The organism is Acinetobacter sp. AG1 (assembly GCF_001005525.1).
GTDB lineage: Bacteria > Pseudomonadota > Gammaproteobacteria > Pseudomonadales > Moraxellaceae > Acinetobacter > Acinetobacter modestus.
Genome location: NZ_LBMZ01000123.1, coordinates 118,390 through 136,583, shown reverse-complemented (window position 1 = coordinate 136,583; position 18,194 = coordinate 118,390). Strand labels below are relative to the sequence as shown.

General features: G+C 38.4%; 15 protein-coding genes. 6 read left to right on the top strand and 9 right to left on the bottom strand.

Annotation, left to right across the window (positions count from 1 at the left end; translation table 11 throughout):
* Positions 1-20 precede the first annotated feature (20 nt).
* Genes AAV96_RS16450 through AAV96_RS16440 form a run of 3 tightly spaced genes read right to left on the bottom strand, consistent with a single transcriptional unit; the run spans position 21 to position 5,167 of the window.
* Complete coding sequence (locus tag AAV96_RS16450; RefSeq protein ID WP_046740088.1) at positions 21-1,010, bottom strand: cell division protein ZipA C-terminal FtsZ-binding domain-containing protein; 990 nt, start codon at positions 1,008-1,010, stop codon at positions 21-23.
* A gap of 1 nt (position 1,011) precedes the next feature.
* Entirely contained in the window at positions 1,012-4,461 is a 3,450-nt protein-coding gene (smc, locus tag AAV96_RS16445; RefSeq protein WP_046740087.1) for a chromosome segregation protein SMC, read from the bottom strand.
* Positions 4,462-4,471: 10 nt separating this feature from the next.
* Positions 4,472-5,167: a GntR family transcriptional regulator gene (locus tag AAV96_RS16440; RefSeq protein WP_004663651.1), complete on the bottom strand. Its 696-nt coding sequence runs from the start codon at positions 5,165-5,167 to the stop codon at positions 4,472-4,474.
* A gap of 346 nt (positions 5,168-5,513) precedes the next feature.
* On the opposite strand from AAV96_RS16440, the gene AAV96_RS16435 reads away from it, so the two are divergent.
* Together AAV96_RS16435 and AAV96_RS16430 are read left to right on the top strand one after the other, a co-directional pair.
* Positions 5,514-6,479, top strand: coding sequence for a hypothetical protein (locus tag AAV96_RS16435; RefSeq protein ID WP_046740086.1), 966 nt, complete (start codon positions 5,514-5,516; stop codon positions 6,477-6,479).
* 14 nt (positions 6,480-6,493) lie between these two features.
* The gene (locus AAV96_RS16430) at positions 6,494-7,036 is read left to right on the top strand and encodes a GTP-binding protein (protein ID WP_004663656.1); all 543 of its coding nucleotides are present in this window, start codon (positions 6,494-6,496) and stop codon (positions 7,034-7,036) included.
* Here the strand turns inward: AAV96_RS16430 and AAV96_RS16425 are convergent.
* Positions 7,033-7,833 (bottom strand): sulfite exporter TauE/SafE family protein, encoded by an 801-nt coding sequence (locus AAV96_RS16425; protein ID WP_046740085.1) that lies wholly within the window; start codon positions 7,831-7,833, stop codon positions 7,033-7,035. The two genes, AAV96_RS16430 and AAV96_RS16425, sit on opposite strands and share 4 nt — an antisense overlap.
* 29 nt (positions 7,834-7,862) lie before the next feature.
* Here AAV96_RS16425 and AAV96_RS16420 point away from each other — a divergent pair, with 29 nt between their 5' ends.
* Entirely contained in the window at positions 7,863-8,615 is a 753-nt protein-coding gene (locus AAV96_RS16420) for a biotin--[acetyl-CoA-carboxylase] ligase (protein ID WP_046740084.1), read from the top strand.
* Positions 8,616-8,629: 14 nt separating this feature from the next.
* Entirely contained in the window at positions 8,630-9,373 is a 744-nt protein-coding gene (locus AAV96_RS16415) for a pantothenate kinase (RefSeq protein WP_046740083.1), read from the top strand.
* Here AAV96_RS16415 and AAV96_RS16410 read toward each other — a convergent pair.
* Together AAV96_RS16410 and ffh are read right to left on the bottom strand one after the other, a co-directional pair.
* Positions 9,343-9,930, bottom strand: a complete 588-nt coding sequence (locus tag AAV96_RS16410) for an RBBP9/YdeN family alpha/beta hydrolase (protein WP_046740132.1) — start codon at positions 9,928-9,930, stop codon at positions 9,343-9,345. The two genes, AAV96_RS16415 and AAV96_RS16410, sit on opposite strands and share 31 nt — an antisense overlap.
* 157 nt (positions 9,931-10,087) lie before the next feature.
* On the bottom strand, positions 10,088-11,494 hold the full coding sequence (gene ffh, locus AAV96_RS16405; protein ID WP_004663664.1) for a signal recognition particle protein: 1,407 nt from the start codon (positions 11,492-11,494) through the stop codon (positions 10,088-10,090).
* Positions 11,495-11,641: 147 nt separating this feature from the next.
* On the opposite strand from ffh, the gene AAV96_RS16400 reads away from it, so the two are divergent.
* Both AAV96_RS16400 and AAV96_RS16395 read left to right on the top strand, forming a co-directional pair.
* Positions 11,642-12,451, top strand: a complete 810-nt coding sequence (locus AAV96_RS16400; RefSeq protein ID WP_046740082.1) for an inner membrane protein YpjD — start codon at positions 11,642-11,644, stop codon at positions 12,449-12,451.
* An 80-nt stretch (positions 12,452-12,531) separates the two neighbouring features.
* On the top strand, positions 12,532-13,461 hold the full coding sequence (locus AAV96_RS16395) for a tRNA-dihydrouridine synthase (RefSeq protein WP_046740081.1): 930 nt from the start codon (positions 12,532-12,534) through the stop codon (positions 13,459-13,461).
* 82 nt (positions 13,462-13,543) lie between these two features.
* On the opposite strand, the gene AAV96_RS16390 is transcribed toward AAV96_RS16395, so the two are convergent.
* From AAV96_RS16390 to AAV96_RS16380, 3 genes are all read right to left on the bottom strand, one after another.
* The gene (locus tag AAV96_RS16390; RefSeq protein ID WP_046740080.1) at positions 13,544-14,578 is read right to left on the bottom strand and encodes a DUF6160 family protein; all 1,035 of its coding nucleotides are present in this window, start codon (positions 14,576-14,578) and stop codon (positions 13,544-13,546) included.
* Between the two features lie 96 nt (positions 14,579-14,674).
* Positions 14,675-17,335, bottom strand: a complete 2,661-nt coding sequence (locus tag AAV96_RS16385) for a DUF6160 family protein (RefSeq protein WP_046740079.1) — start codon at positions 17,333-17,335, stop codon at positions 14,675-14,677.
* 27 nt (positions 17,336-17,362) lie between these two features.
* A complete protein-coding gene (locus AAV96_RS16380; RefSeq protein WP_046740078.1) occupies positions 17,363-18,121 on the bottom strand; it encodes a hypothetical protein in 759 nt (252 codons plus the stop codon).
* Positions 18,122-18,194 lie beyond the last annotated feature (73 nt).

Sequence of the window (18,194 nt, the reverse complement as noted above, 5' to 3'; positions counted from 1 at the left end):
AATTTATTATAAAAGATTCATTAGACGGTTGCTTGATTTGGACGATAATCAATCACATGATGACGCCAATGCTCTTTCAACTGCGGCGTAAATTCTAAATTATTTTCATCATAGACTTTGCCATCAACTTCACGTGCAATTAAGCCCGCAATACTGGTCATCATGTCATAGCCTGTCACAGCTTTACTATTTGGTAAGGCAAGGAAGAAAGCTAATCCCTGTACTTGTTCTCCCGACAAACTTTCCAAATCAAAACCAGCAGGTCCATTATCTGTGACACGTAATACAGAGAACATCAATGGGCTTGGCTCATCGGTATTTTCATAACGATGGAAGCAAGACATCTCTCCAAAACGCAGACCGTATTTCAACAATACTTTGAGAGCTTTATCACCAGACAAAGCACGGCGTGGGTTTGGATAAACATTCAAAGCAATAATTTGCTCTGCTGTTGCCAAAGCACTTTCATCATCATAGCGTTGCTGTTCATGCAAATGCACATCTAAAATATTACTTTCGCCATCGAATTCTTCAATGGCAACAGTTTCAATATTGGGGTTTAAGCTGAGCTCTGTTTCAGCTTTCTCATCCTCAGCTTTTTCTGACGTTGCTAAAAGCGCTTCAACTTCGTCTTGAGACTGCGATTCAAGAATTGTCTCTTGTTCATTTGAAATTGGAGTTAACCCGACGACTGGCTCAGGTTCAATCACAACATCAATTTCAGTCGCTTTTACAATATTTTCCGCAGCAGCTGTTTCAACTGACGTTTTTGCTTCTATCGGTGCCGTGTTAAAACTTGGTTCAACGCGTTCAACTGTAGCGGCGACATTGCTTTGTAGAAGTTGATCTCGCACATGACGAGGAATCACAGGTTGCTGACTTTCAGGGTTAACATGAAGATCTGCTTCTAATGAAGGCTCAACTGGTTTTGGTTTTCTTAAAATCATGATCAAACCAACGAGCATAATCACAACGGCGATAACAATGCCTATTATTGTATTCATTTCCATATTAGGACTCCGCAACTAACCCGTATTCTTTTGCCTGTTCTAAATCGACAGTCACTAATTTTGATGTGCCCGGCTCTGGCATGGTCACTCCCAGTAAATCAGTTGCCATTGTCATCGCCAATTTATTATGTGTAATGTAAATGAATTGCACTTGTTCAGAAAGCTCTTTTACCAAATTACAATACCGCTGTACGTTGGCATCATCAAGTGGTGCATCAACTTCATCCAATACGCAGAAAGGTGCTGGATTTAACCTAAAGATAGCAAATACTAAAGCCAGAGCGGTTAACGTCTTTTCACCACCAGATAATAGTGCCAAAGAACTATTACGTTTGCCAGGTGGACGTGCCATCAGTTTCACTCCAGACTGCCAATCATCTTCAAGGCTTAAAGTCGCTTCACCACCACCAAATACCTTTGGAAACAACAGTTGCAGTTCTTGATTGACCTGATCAAAAGTAGTCATAAATAACTTACGCGTTTCCTGATCAATGCTTTTCATCGCGTCTTTAAGCTGATCAACGGTATTTTGTAGATCCTGCATCTGATGACTCAGCTCATCAAAACGCTGTGACACTTCTTCGTATTCTTGTGAAGCAGCCAAATTCACTGCACCAATTTTTTCGAATTGCTGCTGAGCTTTTTCAAGTTTCTGCTGATGATCTTTCATTTCTATCGACACATCAGATAAAACTTCCGAATTGAGTTCTTTCAACTGTTCCAGATAATGTTCACGATCTGATTTTGCAGCCTGCCATGCTAAACGCTTTTGTTCCAACTGCTCACGCACCTGCTCGTCTTTCTGTTGAGCTTGATGACGTTGTTCTGTGAGTTGCTGCTGTTTCTCTTGTACTTGATTCAGTTCAAGCTGCCATTCATTCCATGTTTTCTGTAGCTTTTCTGTTTGCTGGAATTGCTCGTGGAATTGCGACTCTAAATTCGGTAGCTCAAGCTGAATCGGATCAGCAAACTTCTTGGCCTGTTCGATTTGTTCAATGATTTGACGATATTGTGTTTTCAGGAACGAGATATCTTTTTCCAATAACTCAATTTGCTGATTGGCTTGCGAGGTCTGGCGACGCAAAGCTTCACGTTGCTGTTGTTGTTGAGTCAACTGCTGTTGTTGCTCATCCAACTGCTCATTCAAGTTTTCCACCTGAAACTGTAGCGTCTTATAGTTCGGCAACACGGCTTCTAATTTCAATACAAGCGCATGTAGATCAATCTCCAGATCATCACGCTGCATGGCATCTTCTTCAAGCTGTAGATCAAGCTGTTTTAGTTGATCTGCCAATTGCTGTTGCTGCAACATAAAGGCCTGTGCGGTACTTTGCAGTTTGGCAATTTGTACATCCAGCTGTTGCAGTTCTTTTTGCTTTTGCTTCAGATTTTGTTGTTGTTGCTGCAAGCGCTGTTGCTGCTGTTGTAAAGCCTGTTGCTGTTGCGAAAACTGATGTTCCAGATCAAGCAGTTTCGGTTGCTTCTGTACAAGTTGCTGTTCAATTTCCTCTAAACGCACTTGATGACTGAGCATGCTCTGCGCAATTTGGCTGTCTTCATCATAGTGCAACGCAATAACCCAATCGGCACCGACATGATAACCATCCAGCGTTAAAATCGATTGTGCTTGCTGGAGATCCACTTGATATCGCAAAGCTGTGGCTAAATCTTCTGCAACGGCGACATTAGCCCAAAGCGAAGATTGTGGCTCTTCGATCCAATCACTTAAACAAGCGAGTCCTGCAACTTGAACAGGCGGCCGTTGTAATGATTTTAACTGTCGTGCGATACCTTCTTGAAAGGCTTGCTCATTCTCAATCAACTGCGCTTGCAACCACTTGGCTAAGAACTTCTCAATAATGCATGCATGCGCTTTAGCTTGAGCGCTTAAACGTAGGCTTTGCATCAATCGAACTGCATGTTGATCATGCTTCGGGCTTTGTTTTGCGACAAGCTGATTTAAGTTCTTTTGTTCAGCCAATAAAACCTGAATCTCAGTTTTGAGGCTCTGTACATCAGCCTTGTGCAACTGTTGTTGATCTTGCTTAGTCTGAACATGCTGCTGTAATTGCTCAATCGCAGTTTCTAATGCAATAATTTCCTGTTGCAGTTGCTGCTGCAATTGTTCTAACTGCGCCTGTTCATCATCCTGAACCTGAGCACGAATCTGAGTGGTTTGTGTTTGCAGGGTCTGCTTTTGCTGCTCAATCCGCAGCACGTTCTTACCGAGCTGTTCAATTTGCGCAGCCATCTGCAACTTTTTTTGTTGTTGCTGATCGACTTGGGTTTTCAGTTGTTCAAATTGCTGCTGTGCTTGCTTATGTTGGGCTTGAACATCGCTAAAATTTTGCTCAGCAGTTTGTGTCTGCTGCTCTAAGGCAAGTAAGCTTTCGTTTTGCTCATCAAATTGAGTTGTTAAAGTTTCGACCTGTAACTCTGATAATTGTAAACGCTCTTTGGTTTGTAATTTTTGCTGTTCAAGTTGAACCAAACTACTGCTGTTTTGCTGGAATAAACTCTGTTTTTGTTCCAAGGTCATTTTTAATTCAGACAGCTTTTTCTCGGCCTGTTGCCATTCATGCTGCAACGGTGAAGACTGCTGAATTAAGCGCTGGAATAAAGCACTGGTGGCTTCAAGATCGTGCTCAATGGTCTGTGACTCAGAACGAACCAGTTTAAAGTTTTCACCCAGTGCCGTCATTTCAACAGTATATTCTTGCTGTAATTTCTGACTTTGATTAGCTTGGAACGAAAGGATTTCAATTTTTAAAGTTCGAATCTGCCCTTCTAAGGTCTTATATTGAATTGCGGCTTCAGACTGGCGCTTCAAGCTGCGGAGTTGAGATTTTAGTTCAGCCGCAATATCGTCTAAACGTGCTAGATTTTGTTCTGTATGCTCTAAATGCTGTAAGGTTTCACGGCGACGTGCTTGATAACGAGATACCCCTGCGGCTTCCTCAATAAACACGCGCATTTCTTCAGGCTTGGCATCGACCAAACGGTTAATCATGCCCTGTTCAATCACCGCATAAGAACGTGGCCCTAGACCTGTCCCCAAGAAAATATCGGTGATATCACGACGACGGCAACGCGTGCCATTCAGAAAGTATTCAGATTTACCTTCACGCGTGACTTGGCGACGGACTGCCAGTTCGCTATAGGCATTATAAGACCCACCTAATTTACCGTAGGTATTATCAAAACGAAGTTCGACACTGGCAACCCCGACAGGTTTACGTTTGGCTGTCCCGGTAAAAATGACATCCTGCATGCTACCACCGCGCAACTGACGTGCATTGGATTCACCCATCACCCAACGAATAGCATCGATGACATTTGATTTACCGCAACCGTTCGGTCCAACCACCGCAGTACGGTTTGCTTTGAAATGTAATGTAGTACTATCGGCAAAAGATTTAAAGCCTGAAAGTTTTAAACTGCTTAAACGCATACTGCCCTAACTAGCGGCGTGAGCGTCTAGCCCAAGCCAATTCAATCTGTTTCATACGTGTCAGAGATTCCAACACAAGGTTACGTAAGTGTCGACAAAAATCTTCCATAAATAAAGCAGCTTGTTGTGATTTTCGGATCAAAATAGCATCAATCACTAACTTAAACAGGGTAAAAGATTCCTGCAATTCACGACGTGAAGTATTTAAGGTTAAAAAGTAGCTACGACGTAACGAAGGCAACAGTTCTTTATAAAACTGCATTAAATAGGGATTCGCCACCATATCATGCTGATCTGCTAAATATTTAAAAATCGAATCGTAGAATTTTTCAATATCCCCGGCACGTACAAATTCAACCAGTTGATCTAATAAGGTCTGTAGTTGTTCAGCCTCGTTAACTCTCCAAGTCTCACTAATTCGTTGCACAATATGCCCAAGTACCATGACATTGGTATCAAACAAAGCTTTAACTTGTTGAGCTGACATTTCAGAAACAATTGCACCACGTCGTGGGAAAATTTCAATTAAATAAGTACGTTCTAGTAGTAGCAAAGCTTCACGAACAGAACCTCGACTCACATCTAATTCTTTCGCAATACGTAGCTCTTGAATACGCTCTCCCTCAACCAGCTCACCACTAATAATTTGTTCACTAATATATTTTGCAATCTGTTCAGAAAGACTATCAGCCTCTTCGAGATTCATGATCCCCTCGCTATCGTTGTTATACGCATATTCCAATGCTATTTGCGCTTTTTTGTTTTAACTGATCTCACTGCATAAATTCTATATCATTGTCTAACAATTTTATTGCTTTTTAAGTCAATCGAAAGATAAAAACAATATTTTAAGGAAATATTTGATTAAAAATTTAAATTCCTTATCTTTAAGATCAATGAGTTAAGCTTACGAAATTGCGCTAACCGAATATCTGAAAATTAGTTTATTTACCAAAAATTTATTGATATAAATCACATAAAATAATATTTTTACCAATATAAGCACATTTTTATTAATTTTACTGAATTGCTCAGTAATTATGAGTAGCATTATGAGTGTTCATCAAGCTGTTAATATCGCAATTTTTGGGCTCAGTCTCAGAACATTGAATGAATTAAAAGAACATGTACAAACTGCTATTCCTAGTCATATCCAAGTCAATTGGAGCAATATTGCTGAACCGCAGCTCGATATTTTGATGATCAATCATGTCTTTTTTGATTCACCGAATATCAAAAGCTTAATCAAAAATAACCATATTAATGTTCTACAAATTGCCAATGATGCAGATAAAAATAGTTCAATCGAAGATGATATTCTATATCTACCATTGAATCATCTTCACTCTCTACATCAATGGCTAAATGAGCGCTTATCTAAAAATGCTGCGATAGAGAAAATATCCCCACCTCAAGCAACTAATACTACAATTCATCGGAAACAAATCAGGGAAGTTCTACAAGAAATCCTAAATCCTAAAAATGGGAAAATTCAGTTATTTGATAACAATGGTTTAATTGCAATTGCAGACCCTCGTAACGAATGGGTTTGGCAAAATCCGATGCTACAAACATTACATACAGATCCAAGCTTGAATTACACCTACGCCACACAAAATGACCAACTTTGGATCACAGAGACTCCGCAACAAGATTTAAAACAATGGTTATGGAATTTACTTTGGGCATCAAAAGATTTTAATGAACTTTGCCCCCCATCTGCATCAAGTTTTTATTTAGAAATTTGGCCACAACCGATAAATAAAATTCAGCGCCAAGATATTTTACGTATGGCTGCTTGTTTTGCTAAAGGGGCTGAAATTTCAGTTGTAGCCAGCCAATTAAAATTACCTGAACAGCGCGTCAAGCAATTTGTCGCAGCAAGTTTAGGTGCAAATTACGGCAAAATTATCAAAGATCATCAAGCCAATTATCATCCGCAAAATAGTCAAAATATGACTGAACAAAATTTTATGAAAAAACTGTTTGGTCGATTACGTAACCGTTTAGGCTTCTAACCTAGGATAATTCTATGATTTTACAACAATATAAAATTGTCTTTGGTGGAACCATGGGGTCAGGTAAATCCACGGCGATAAATGCTCTCTCGGAAATTGATGTGCTCAGCACCGAGGCTTTAAATACTGATATTGAATCGCATGAAAAAATGCTCACCACTGTCGGTATCGATTATGGTGAGATTACTTTAGATGATGGCGTCAAAGTCGGATTATACGGGACGCCTGGACAAGAACGTTTTGAGTTTATTTGGGCTGTGATTTGTAAAGGTGCAATTGGTACGATTGTCATGATTGACCATGCTGCTGAAAATCCACTACTCGATCTAGCTCAATATGTAGAAGCATTCAAACCATTTGGCAATAATATTGTGATTGCAATTACTCATATTGACCGAAAACCAGAAAGAACGCTTTCGATGTACCGAGATTGGCTTGCAACACAAGGCGTTAATTACCCTCTGTTTTTCGTCGATGCACGTCAACAAGATGATGTTTTGCTATTGGTCGAAACCTTAATCGCAACAATTGAAGTACATTATGGGCTGATAACTTAAATTAAACCTTTATAAATAAAGTAGCAGCCAACAACAACTAATAAGCCTGCAAAACATTTTTTTAACATCGCAGCTGACAAGCGATGTGCTACTTTTGCTCCGAGTTTAGCTGTAATAAAGCTCATTGCACTAATACCAAGAAAAGCATAAATATGAACATAACCAATCGTATTTGGCACATTAATTTGCTCTTTTGCACCAAACCACATAAATCCGATTGCACCAGCAATTGCAATCGGCAGTCCACACGCCGCTGAAGTAGCCACTGCTTTCTGCATCACCACGCCATGACGGTTCAAATAAGGTACCGTTAGGCTACCACCACCGATCCCAAAAATCGCAGATGCCACTCCAATTCCACCACCAGCAATAAACTGTAATGGTGCAGATGGTAAGTGGCGATTTGGATCAATAACAGCATGCGCTGCGCTAAACATTTTGTACGACATCCACACTGCAAATACACCAATAATTAACTGTAAATGCTGCCCAGAGAGTAAATCAGCCACACCTGCACCTAAAAAAGACCCTAAAACTAAACCTGGTGCTAAATGACGAAATACATTCCACAAGACAGCACCTTTTTTATGGTGGGCAGTCACAGAACTAATTGATGTTACAATAATTGTAGCTAAAGATGTCCCCACTGCTATATGCATGATCACATTCGGGTCATAATGCATTTGAGTAAAGACAATATATAAAATTGGTACAATAATTAATCCACCGCCAACACCAAACAAACCTGCAGTAAATCCAGCAATTGCGCCAATCAGCAAATATATGATTAACTCCATAAACACATGACCACTCTACTTATAAAACAATGGAAGATTTAGCAACTCGCCAGCTTCAGCAATTACTTAATGCAAAAAATCAATTTCCTGAAATAGTCTTGCTCAAAACGACGACAACATCGACAAATGATGATATGCGTGAAATTGCACAAAAAGGCATTAGCTCAGGATTAGTTTGCAGTGCACAGCAAACACAAGGTCGAGGTCAGCACCAACGGCAATGGTCTTCTCCTGAAGGTAATATTTATTTAAGCACACTGATTCAAACCAAAACAGCTTTAGATGGTCGTCTTGCACTGGAAGTTGCTTTAAATATCCTACAAATGCCAAGCTTACAAGGTCTAAATTTACAAATTAAATGGCCAAATGATTTATATAGCGCTCAAGGAAAATGGGGAGGTATTCTGGTTGAACCACTTTCCCCTCATCAAGCGATTGTTGGCGTAGGCATTAACTTAAACACGCCCCCTGTAGAGAATGCGGATCAGCCAATTACCTCTCTGGCGATGCTTGGTTTAACTCATACTGATCGTTTAACGCTGATTGCTGAACTCTACACTGCAATTCAACAGGCTTCTCAATGGTTTGAACATGGCAGTTATAATTTAGCTGAACGCTTTAACCATCATGCAATATGGCTCAATCAACAAGTTGAGTTTGAACATGCGCAAGGTAAGCTTCAAGGGCGTTTTCAAGGCATCTCCAATGATGGTGCTGTACTAATTAAAACAGATCATGTTCAACCCTTTTATCAAGGCCGTTTACGCCTCGCACCAATTTAAGGAATGATCATTTTATGAAAAGTCTATGGTTGGATATTGGTAATACCCGTTTAAAATATTGGATTACCGAAAATGATCAAGTGCTTGAGCATGCTGCAGAATTACACTTACAGTCACCTGCCGATTTGCTATTAGGTTTAATTCAACATTTTAGACATCAAAATTTAAGTCAGGTTGGAATTTCATCTGTTTTAGATACAGAAAATAATCAACGTATTCAAATGATCCTCGATATTTTGGAAATTCCAATTATCTTCGCTCAGGTACATGCTAATTATGCAGGGCTTCGTTGTGGTTATGATGTTCCAAGTCAACTCGGAATTGATCGTTGGTTACAGGTCTTAGCAATTTCAAAACCTGATCAAAACTTTTGTGTGATTGGCTGTGGTACAGCGCTGACCATCGATTTAGTTGAAGGGTTACAACATTTAGGCGGTTATATTCTGCCAAATTTATATTTGCAACGAGATTCACTTATTCAAAATACCAAAGGTATTAAAATTCCTGACTCTGCATTCGATAATCTGAAACCAGGACACAATACCGTTGATGCTGTGCATCACGGTATCTTGCTAGGTCTAATTAGTACCATTAATCAAATTATGCAACAATCACCTAAACACCTCATTTTAACAGGTGGAGATGCGGAGATATTTGCCAAATTTCTGCAACATCATCGACCTTTGATTGAATCTGATCTCTTACTTAAAGGACTAAAAAATTACGTTCAACTTAAGTCAGCATTAATCAATGTTTGAAGTATCTGGAACAACTGAGGAAACATCGTATATCCATCTTCAATACGAAAATGCCCTGCCTGAACAGCTTCAATCAGTTGGGCATTCAGTAAATTTGAAAATTTAAAAGTCAAAGGCACTGGGACAATAGGATCGTTCGTAGAAAAGAAAACGAGGCGTCTTTTAACATTGGCTCGGATTACGGCGCTCGTAAAATTTGAATGCTTGATAAATTCATCATATTCAGGAAATTTAGGTATAGGCTCATTAAAAGCAGCAATAAATAGGCATGCTTTCAACTGAGTTTGTTGCAGACGCTTTGCTAGAAAGTGAGCCACAGCAATACAAGACAATCCATGGGCAACAACAATACTCTGTTCATTTAAATCTTGTAGTTGTGTTTCTAAACAAGTTTGCCAAATTTCAGCTTCTGGGTGATTCGAATCCGCAAGGAATATTCGTTCAGCGGCAATTCCTTCAGATTTTAATTGTTGTTCTAACCATAAATACCAATGCTGCTCTGGATTTGCATTTTCACAATGTAGTATAAATACCTTACCGTTCGAATTATGTGACATATATAACACTTTATAAATATAAAACAAATACTTAAAATTATTGTGCCCCTTATTAGTTTATTTTTATATTGATTTTCTGTATTAAATTTATACTTAGATGCACACATAAGATTTAACAAAAAAGGCGCAATTTGCGCCTTTTCTAGATAGCTTTAGGTTATTTTTTTGGTTCATTACTACCAAATAAAGGTCCCATGTTACCGCCACCAAATTGTTTTTGCATATTACCTAGTGACTTCAACATTTTGCTCATTCCTGACGGATTCGCAAATTTCTTCATCATTTTCGCCATTTGAGCTTGTTGCTTAATTAATTTATTCACTTCAGCAACGTCCATACCACAACCCGCAGCAATACGTTTTTTACGGCTTGGATTCATCAAATCTGGGTTACGGCGTTCTTTAATGGTCATCGATTGAATAATCGCTTCCATTTTTTTCACTTGCTTTTCAGGATTCGCTTGTGCAATCGCATCTTGAATACCAGAGTTACTCATGCCAGGCAACTTATCCAAGAAGCCCATCATACCGCCCATCTTGCTCATTTGCTCAAATTGCATCAGCATATCTTCAAAGTTGAAGGTTCCGCCTTTCTGCAATTTCTTCGCCATTTTTTCGGCTTTTTCTTTATCGATTTTGCGTTCAACTTCTTCGACTAAAGAAAGTACGTCACCCATACCTAAGATACGTTGTGCAACACGATCTGGATGGAATGGCTCAAGTGCATCTAGTTTTTCACCGATACCCAAGAACTTGATCGGTTTACCTGTAATCGCACGAACAGAAAGTGCAGCACCACCACGTGCATCACCATCCGTTTTAGTGAGGATAACACCTGTCAAAGCCAGAGCATCGTTAAACGCTTTTGCTGTATTAGCAGCATCCTGACCTGTCATCGCATCGACAACAAACAGAGTCTCTGTTGGCTTAACTGCAGCGTGTAATTCTTTAATCTCATCCATCATGTCTTCATCGACATGCAGACGTCCTGCGGTATCGACAATTAAAACATCAGCAAACTGGATTTTAGCTTGTTCAATCGCACGATTAACAATATCAATTGGCTTTTCAGATGCTTCTGATGGAATGAAACCCACGCCAACTTCATTCGATACTGTTTCTAACTGCTTGATTGCGGCTGGACGATAGACGTCAGCAGAAACAGTCATTACTTTTTTCTTTTGACGCTCTTTCAGAAAACGCGCTAATTTTGCGGCAGTTGTTGTTTTACCCGCACCTTGCAAACCTGCAAGTAAAACCACGACAGGTGGCTTTGCGCTTAAATCTAGAGTCTCATTTGCCTCACCCATCATTTTGGTGAGTTCATCATAGACAATTTTTACAAATGCCTGACCTGGAGAAAGCTGAGTCATGACTTCTTGACCGAGAGCTTCTTCCTTAACCTTCGCGATAAATTCACGAGTTACAGGTAATGCCACATCGGCTTCAAGAAGTGCCATACGTACTTCACGTAAGGTATCTTTAATATTGTCTTCGGTCAGCTGCCCTGAGCCAGTAACATTTCTTAAACTCTGTGTGAGTCGTTCTGTTAAGGTATCAAACATTGCGAAATCCGCTTAAAATGGCTAGTTGCAAAAAAATCTTTCTTAAAATAGAAAATTTATGCGTAAGATGCTATAGGATACTGTAGTTCGAAGCGAATTTACATCTTATATAGTGAATATTATTCAACCCCCTGAAAAAGGTTTGACATGATCAGTCTCCCCTTGGTTTACACAATTTTGGCACTTGTAGCCTATACCAGTTCTTTTTGGTATTTGTTTATACGTTTGATGTCAAAACGTACTCCAAATCTTTGGTGTTATTCGATTATGATTGGTCTAGGGCTACTACTGCATAGTACTGTGCTCTATCAAGATATGATGACACCAATTGGCGTGAATTATGATGTATTTAACCTGATGTCATTCACTTCGGGTCTGATGCTAGCACTTAGTTTAATTTTAAGTTTAATTCGACCAATCTTACCATTAAATTTAATTGGTACTCCTGTTGCCGCAATTGGTTTAATTTTAGGATATGCTTTTAGTCAACCAAACCAAGTCATTGAACAACATAGCTTAGGTTTAGATCTTCATATCATCCTCTCTTTATCAGCTTATGCTGTTTTACTGATGGCAACTATTCATTCCGTATTGCTTTGGTTTCAAGATAGAGAACTTAAGAAGAAACAAAAAAGACGAATTTGGGTTAACTTACTTCCACCATTCCAAGTGATGGAATCGGTACTCTTTGATTTAATTATCACAGGTTTTGGGTTACTCACTGCTGCACTTCTCTTTGGCTTTTTTACAATTGATAACTTCTTTGCTCAACATCTTGCTCATAAAACCGCTTTTAGTATTATTTCATGGTTTTTATATGGTGCGCTTTTAATTGGGCATTACAAATTTGGTTGGCGCGGACGTAAAGCGATTCGCTTTACCATTACAGGTTTTATCTTACTTGCAATTGGTTTTATCGGTAGTAAGTTTGTTTTAGAAATGATTTTGGGACGTTAATTTGTAGCTTCATAATAAACTAGACAGCCTATCTGAAAATGCGTATAACGCTGTATTCTTTTAATTAGGTAATAATAATCGTGAAACTTGTACTCGCCCCAATGGAAGGTCTAACTGATCCGATCATGCGTGATGTGCTCACTCATGTTGGCAGTTTTGATTGGTGCGTAACCGAGTTTATTCGTATTACCGATAGTATTCTTCCAGATCATATTTATTATAGTTTTTGTCCCGAACTCAAAAACTCAGGTAAAACTGCGGCTGGTACACCAGTTCATGTTCAATTTCTTGGCAATAATCCAGAAATGTTAGCAGCAAATGCAGCGAAAGTTGTTGAACTCGGTGCTCCAGCAATTGATCTTAACTTTGGCTGCCCCGCTAAAACTGTTAATCGTCATCGTGGCGGTTCTGTTCTATTGGATGAACCTGAAACCGTACACCTCTTAGTTAAAGCAGTTCGTGATGCTGTACCTGCACATATACCCGTTTCAGCTAAAATGCGTCTGGGCTATCTAGATGAAAACCACACTTTAGATAATGCACATGCGATAGAAGATGCTGGCGCAAATTGGCTTACCGTACATGCACGTACTAAAGCAGATGGCTATACCCCACCTGCCTATTGGGAAAAAATTCAGCCAATCGTCGAAGCTTTAGACATCAATGTGATTGCGAACGGTGAGATTTGGAATAATACTGATGCCAAAGCTTGTATAGCGCAGTCAGATTGCCATGATATTATGATTGGTCGCGGGGCTGTTACTACACCTGATTTGACCTTATGTATCCGTGAAAATAATGATAATCCCATCCTTTCTTGGCCAGATTTAGTGCAACTCCAGCAACGTTTTTTAAGTGGCCAGTACAAAACTGAAATTGGAATGATCGGACGTTATAAGCAATGGTTAGGTATGATGACCAAAGCCTATCCTGAAGCTCAAGAGCTTTGGGCTAAAGTAAAAAAAGAGAAACAACTAGATGAGATTATTAACTACTTGGAGCAGAGCTGATCTTTTTTTAATAACAGTATATTAATAAAAAAAGCGACTGAGGTCGCTTTAATAAAATGACTAATATACTGTCACAATCTTATTACATCCCACTAACTTTCATCTTTAAGTTAGTAACTGATGCGCCTACAGCACCTATACTTCCAATTGAAGCATTTGGCAATCCATTAAAAGTGCTTGATGGATATGTCGTAGACGGACTTCCAGACTGCCCTAAAATTACGTTATTTAAACTCAAGTTAAATTTGTCTGAAACTCCTGAATTCCCAAAAACTAACCCACCAGAATCTGTGCCATTTTTACCCTCAATACCCGCATAAAAACCAGTCAGCCCGAAAGGTGAATTATTATAACCCGTAAATTGAAAATCAAAACCAATACCATATGGATTATTGCTTCCATCATAGTCAGAAACAGCAACTATATTACAACCACTACCTGAACCACAAATTGAATTTATTGCACCTCCAAACATAATCATATGTCCTTGTGGTGCTGCACCTAATTGGATATTTACTGTTGGTTTATTAGCGGCAAAAACGATATCTATCCCACTTGCACCACCAACTCTTACAATTTCTTTTACTAAACCTGCTTTAGGTTTTAATGTAGAACTATCATAGATTGTATTTTTAGTGTATGAATTACTAATGATATCAGAGAGAGTACTTTCACTAGCAGCATATACAGAAAAAGGAGAAATACGAATTCCTGTGATATTACTGTTAAAAGATAAAGCAATATTTGTGAAAGCGCCTTTATTTAAAACAGTTCCAACATCTGAGTCAATTACAGCATTGAATCCAAGAATAGTTTCACTAGAACCATTTAGGCCTACAACTCGAACAGGGCTAGAAGAAGTTTGCCCTCCAATCACTAAACCAGCCCTTTTAGTATAATCAGGCGATGTATACAATGAAGAACCACTACCGTATGATAAACCATCATTATCTATCATAGATAACTGCTTAAACTCAACATTTGCTTGTGCTTGAATAGTCAGGCCATCTTGCCCTGTCATTGTAGCAAGACTCTGGTCATCCATAGGTTGCATCGCTATAGAGTATGGACTTAATAGCAGTAACGATAGACATCCTAGCTTTTTATTTTTTTTCATTGCCCTGATCCGTAGACAAATGTTTAAAATACATCCAATAGATTAACATAGCTTATCATCTATTCAATCTATTTCAGACCAAATAGATGATGCACTTTAATTACGTGGCATAATACCAAATTGGCTAGTTAATCTACCGCCAGTGATTGCTAATTCACCTAAACGAGCGCCAGAACCAGTATTAGGTGGATATAGATTTATATCTCTCGCACGAAAAACACCATCAGTAGTACGATCTGGGTTCAATGTAAAAGACGAATTAAAACTAACCATGCCTTCAGCACCATTCTGGTTCGCTTTTGGGGCAATTACAATTGCATTATTAAATGCCATTTTACCCGTTAAATTATCTAAACCGAGTGTAGAGCCATCAAGAGGATCACTAATTTGAATTGTATTACCTTGTTTTGGGTCTAAAGTAAAATCACCGACAATATTTAAACTACTCCCAGTTCCATCAGACTTATACTCACTATTTGGTATAAGTGAAAAATCCATGCTACCGCCAGCGCGTAACTTAATACCAAATAGCACATCATTTGATGTAGCAAAATTATTTAATGCTACTTTATTATTAGCTGGAACAGAGCTACTACATCCGGCATTTGATGTAGACAATACACAAGTTTGGTAAGTTGTCCCAGGTAGATATCCAGCAGCAACTTGCGCTGCAGCCACAATAAGTAAATCTTTTAAACTAACGTTTAAGCTACCCTTTTCAACACCAATATTACCAGTGCCTTTGAGTAGTAAATCAATATTACGCAACCCCATATAATAATCAACAGGTTGATTATTAGCACCTATTTTCTTACCATCAATTACTAAAATTGATGTTGTTTTACTTCCATCAGAACTTACACCCTCAGTACTCATGGCCAGTGAAAAACCTAGACGTGGTGTTAAACCTGCGCCAACAACAACTTTATTCGTAGGTGATTTATTATAGCCTTTATAATCAGACGTATATGCATAAGCAGTAGATGCATCAACATTGGTACCAAAAATCGCCATGTTGGCATTTAAATTATAAAAAGGTAATGCTAGTCCCCATTCATTAGTACCATTATGCTCTGCAATATTTGGAACTGCTGCGCCAGTTGCATCATTTGTTCGAGCACTATTGGTAAAACGACCTCGACGAGATATAGCTTGGAATTCAGCACCTCGAACCGCTACTAGTAAACTATAAGGATTTTGATTTGCAGCGATACCATTTGGAGTATCTGTATAGATATATTGAACATAATCATTATTACTAGTTAAAAAATTACCATTACCAAATCGACTGGTTTGGAAAAGTTTATTTGCAGGTAATAAAACTGTTCGAGTATCAGCTAGATTCACATATACATTGCCACTATCAAATGAACCACGATCAGTCGCTACTAATCCGGTTAAATTTCCAAATTCAAAACCATAAGTATTTAGACCTGCATTACCAATTTCTAGCGTAGTTGCCTTACCATCACTTCCCAACATTGGATCATTATCTTTAGTAAATTCAGCAGCCATACGGAAAGCAATACCTGTACTCCCCATAATATTATTTCCAGTTGTTGTAGTAATAGGATTATTTGCTGCTAATGATAAATCAGTGCTTAAGTTGTTAGTTCTACCAACAATATTACTTTGATCTGATTTACCATAATTTACTCCAGTATAATCTGGATTATTCTTATTTGTTGTATTCAGGCCTCTCAACTGTAAATAACCATTTACCATTCGACCACTTGCGCCAACACGTATTAATCCCTTGGCATTACTTGGACTATTAGTCCCATCAAGAACATAAGGTGAAGTTTGGCTTACACCTTTATTCAGTAAAAATTCTAAATTTAAACCTGAGTTTGTTGTATCACCACCAGCACCGACTACACCATTACCATAACTGCCAGTATTTCTTAAATTACTAGATGCAGAATCTGTAGTTCTTCTAAAATCAACATATCCATGTGTTGCATCTGGTTGAGTACTTGATGCTAAATTTATTGTGCCATTAGAATTATATGCAATTGTTGCTTTACCAACACCATCGGCATTAGTTTGTAATTTAAAGCCACCAACGGCATCTACAAACATAACTCCTTTACCTAAAAAGTTAAAATTAAAGTTCTTAAGTATGAGTTGATTCAGTTCATTATTAACATCTTTTTGCCCTAAATAGATATTCGCATTTTTCAATCCTAAATCTAAAGTTGCTTGCTTATCCTTACTAAAGAGTCCATCACGAGTCTTAAAATTAATATCAATAACTGAACTTGTTTGAATTGCCATATTCCCAATTGAGGCGCTGCAACGCTGAGTAGACTCAGTGTCACATATTTTAAATTGATCAATCGTAATTAAAGAGGGATTTGTAGAAATAGCTAAATCTAGTCCAGTTCTACCAGCATCACTACCGCTACCACTCCCTATATTTATTTTATAATCTGTTCCTGGAGTCCGATTTGAAATAGGTAAGTTTGAAACATTAGCATTGGTTGACTGAATCTTAAAATTTTCAGCTGTCGCTTGTAAATTACTATTTGTTCTACTCGAAGTTCCTATTCCAGCATTATCTTGCCAGTAAAGCTTATCAACATTAATTTCATCATAAGAGGTTGAAATATGAACTCCATCTTGACCATTAACATTACGCAATGCACTATCATCTAAGCTTTGTAACGCATGCGCAGAATTTATTAATAGCATACTTGTTGCTAAAGTATTTAATGCAAACCATGCTGTATTGTGATTTTGGTTATTTTTTTTCATCACTTCAATCCTTGATAATCTCTAGCTCTAGCAACGTGGATGACTGCTATCACAACCAAACATCATGATCTTACCTTGTATAGCAAGATTACCGTTCATTCTCATACCAACAAACCCAGTTTCCTTACCTTGATCATATAACGATGTTGGAGCATTCGTTGCATTGTAGGTTGTTGCTTTTAAATATCCATATCCACTAGTTGGTGGGGTACTAGCAGAACCTTCAACCACTTTGCCATTTGAATCGATATAACTTGTAAAATCATCTTGTTCAATCGCAAGTGCATTAAAACCAAAATTTCTAATTAAAATAGGCATACTAGCATCAAGACTAAGTTGCATAGAAGGTTTAATCTGATCAATTCCACCGTCATTCTTATATACTAAATCAACGCCATCTAAACCGAGTTTTTGAATATCAACAGTTCCTTGGATTCCCTTGAACACTAACCATAATTTTCTTGCTGGGTTTGCTAAAGTTGGATCACTTTCTGGTACATCCCAAAAAGTATTAGCTCCTTGAACTCTACTACTGACAAATCGCTTATTTACCGAAAGTCCTAAATGGCAATAACCTAAACCAGTATTACTATTCGCTGTCTTATCGCAAACTCCACCAACACCATCATCAAATTGATAAGTACTGGTATGATTTAATGAAAATTTCAATGACAAATCTGCTCCAGCTTGCCCCTCAACATCTCTCAAAGCTTGGCTATCCAAAGTTTTTAATTCAGCATGTACTATACTTGTGCTGAATAGGAGCAAAATCATCATTTTCTTCATTATAATATCCTTTACTTGTAGCATCAGAACTAGCTATTGATTACTAACCCACCATTTTCTTCCCGAAAATAGC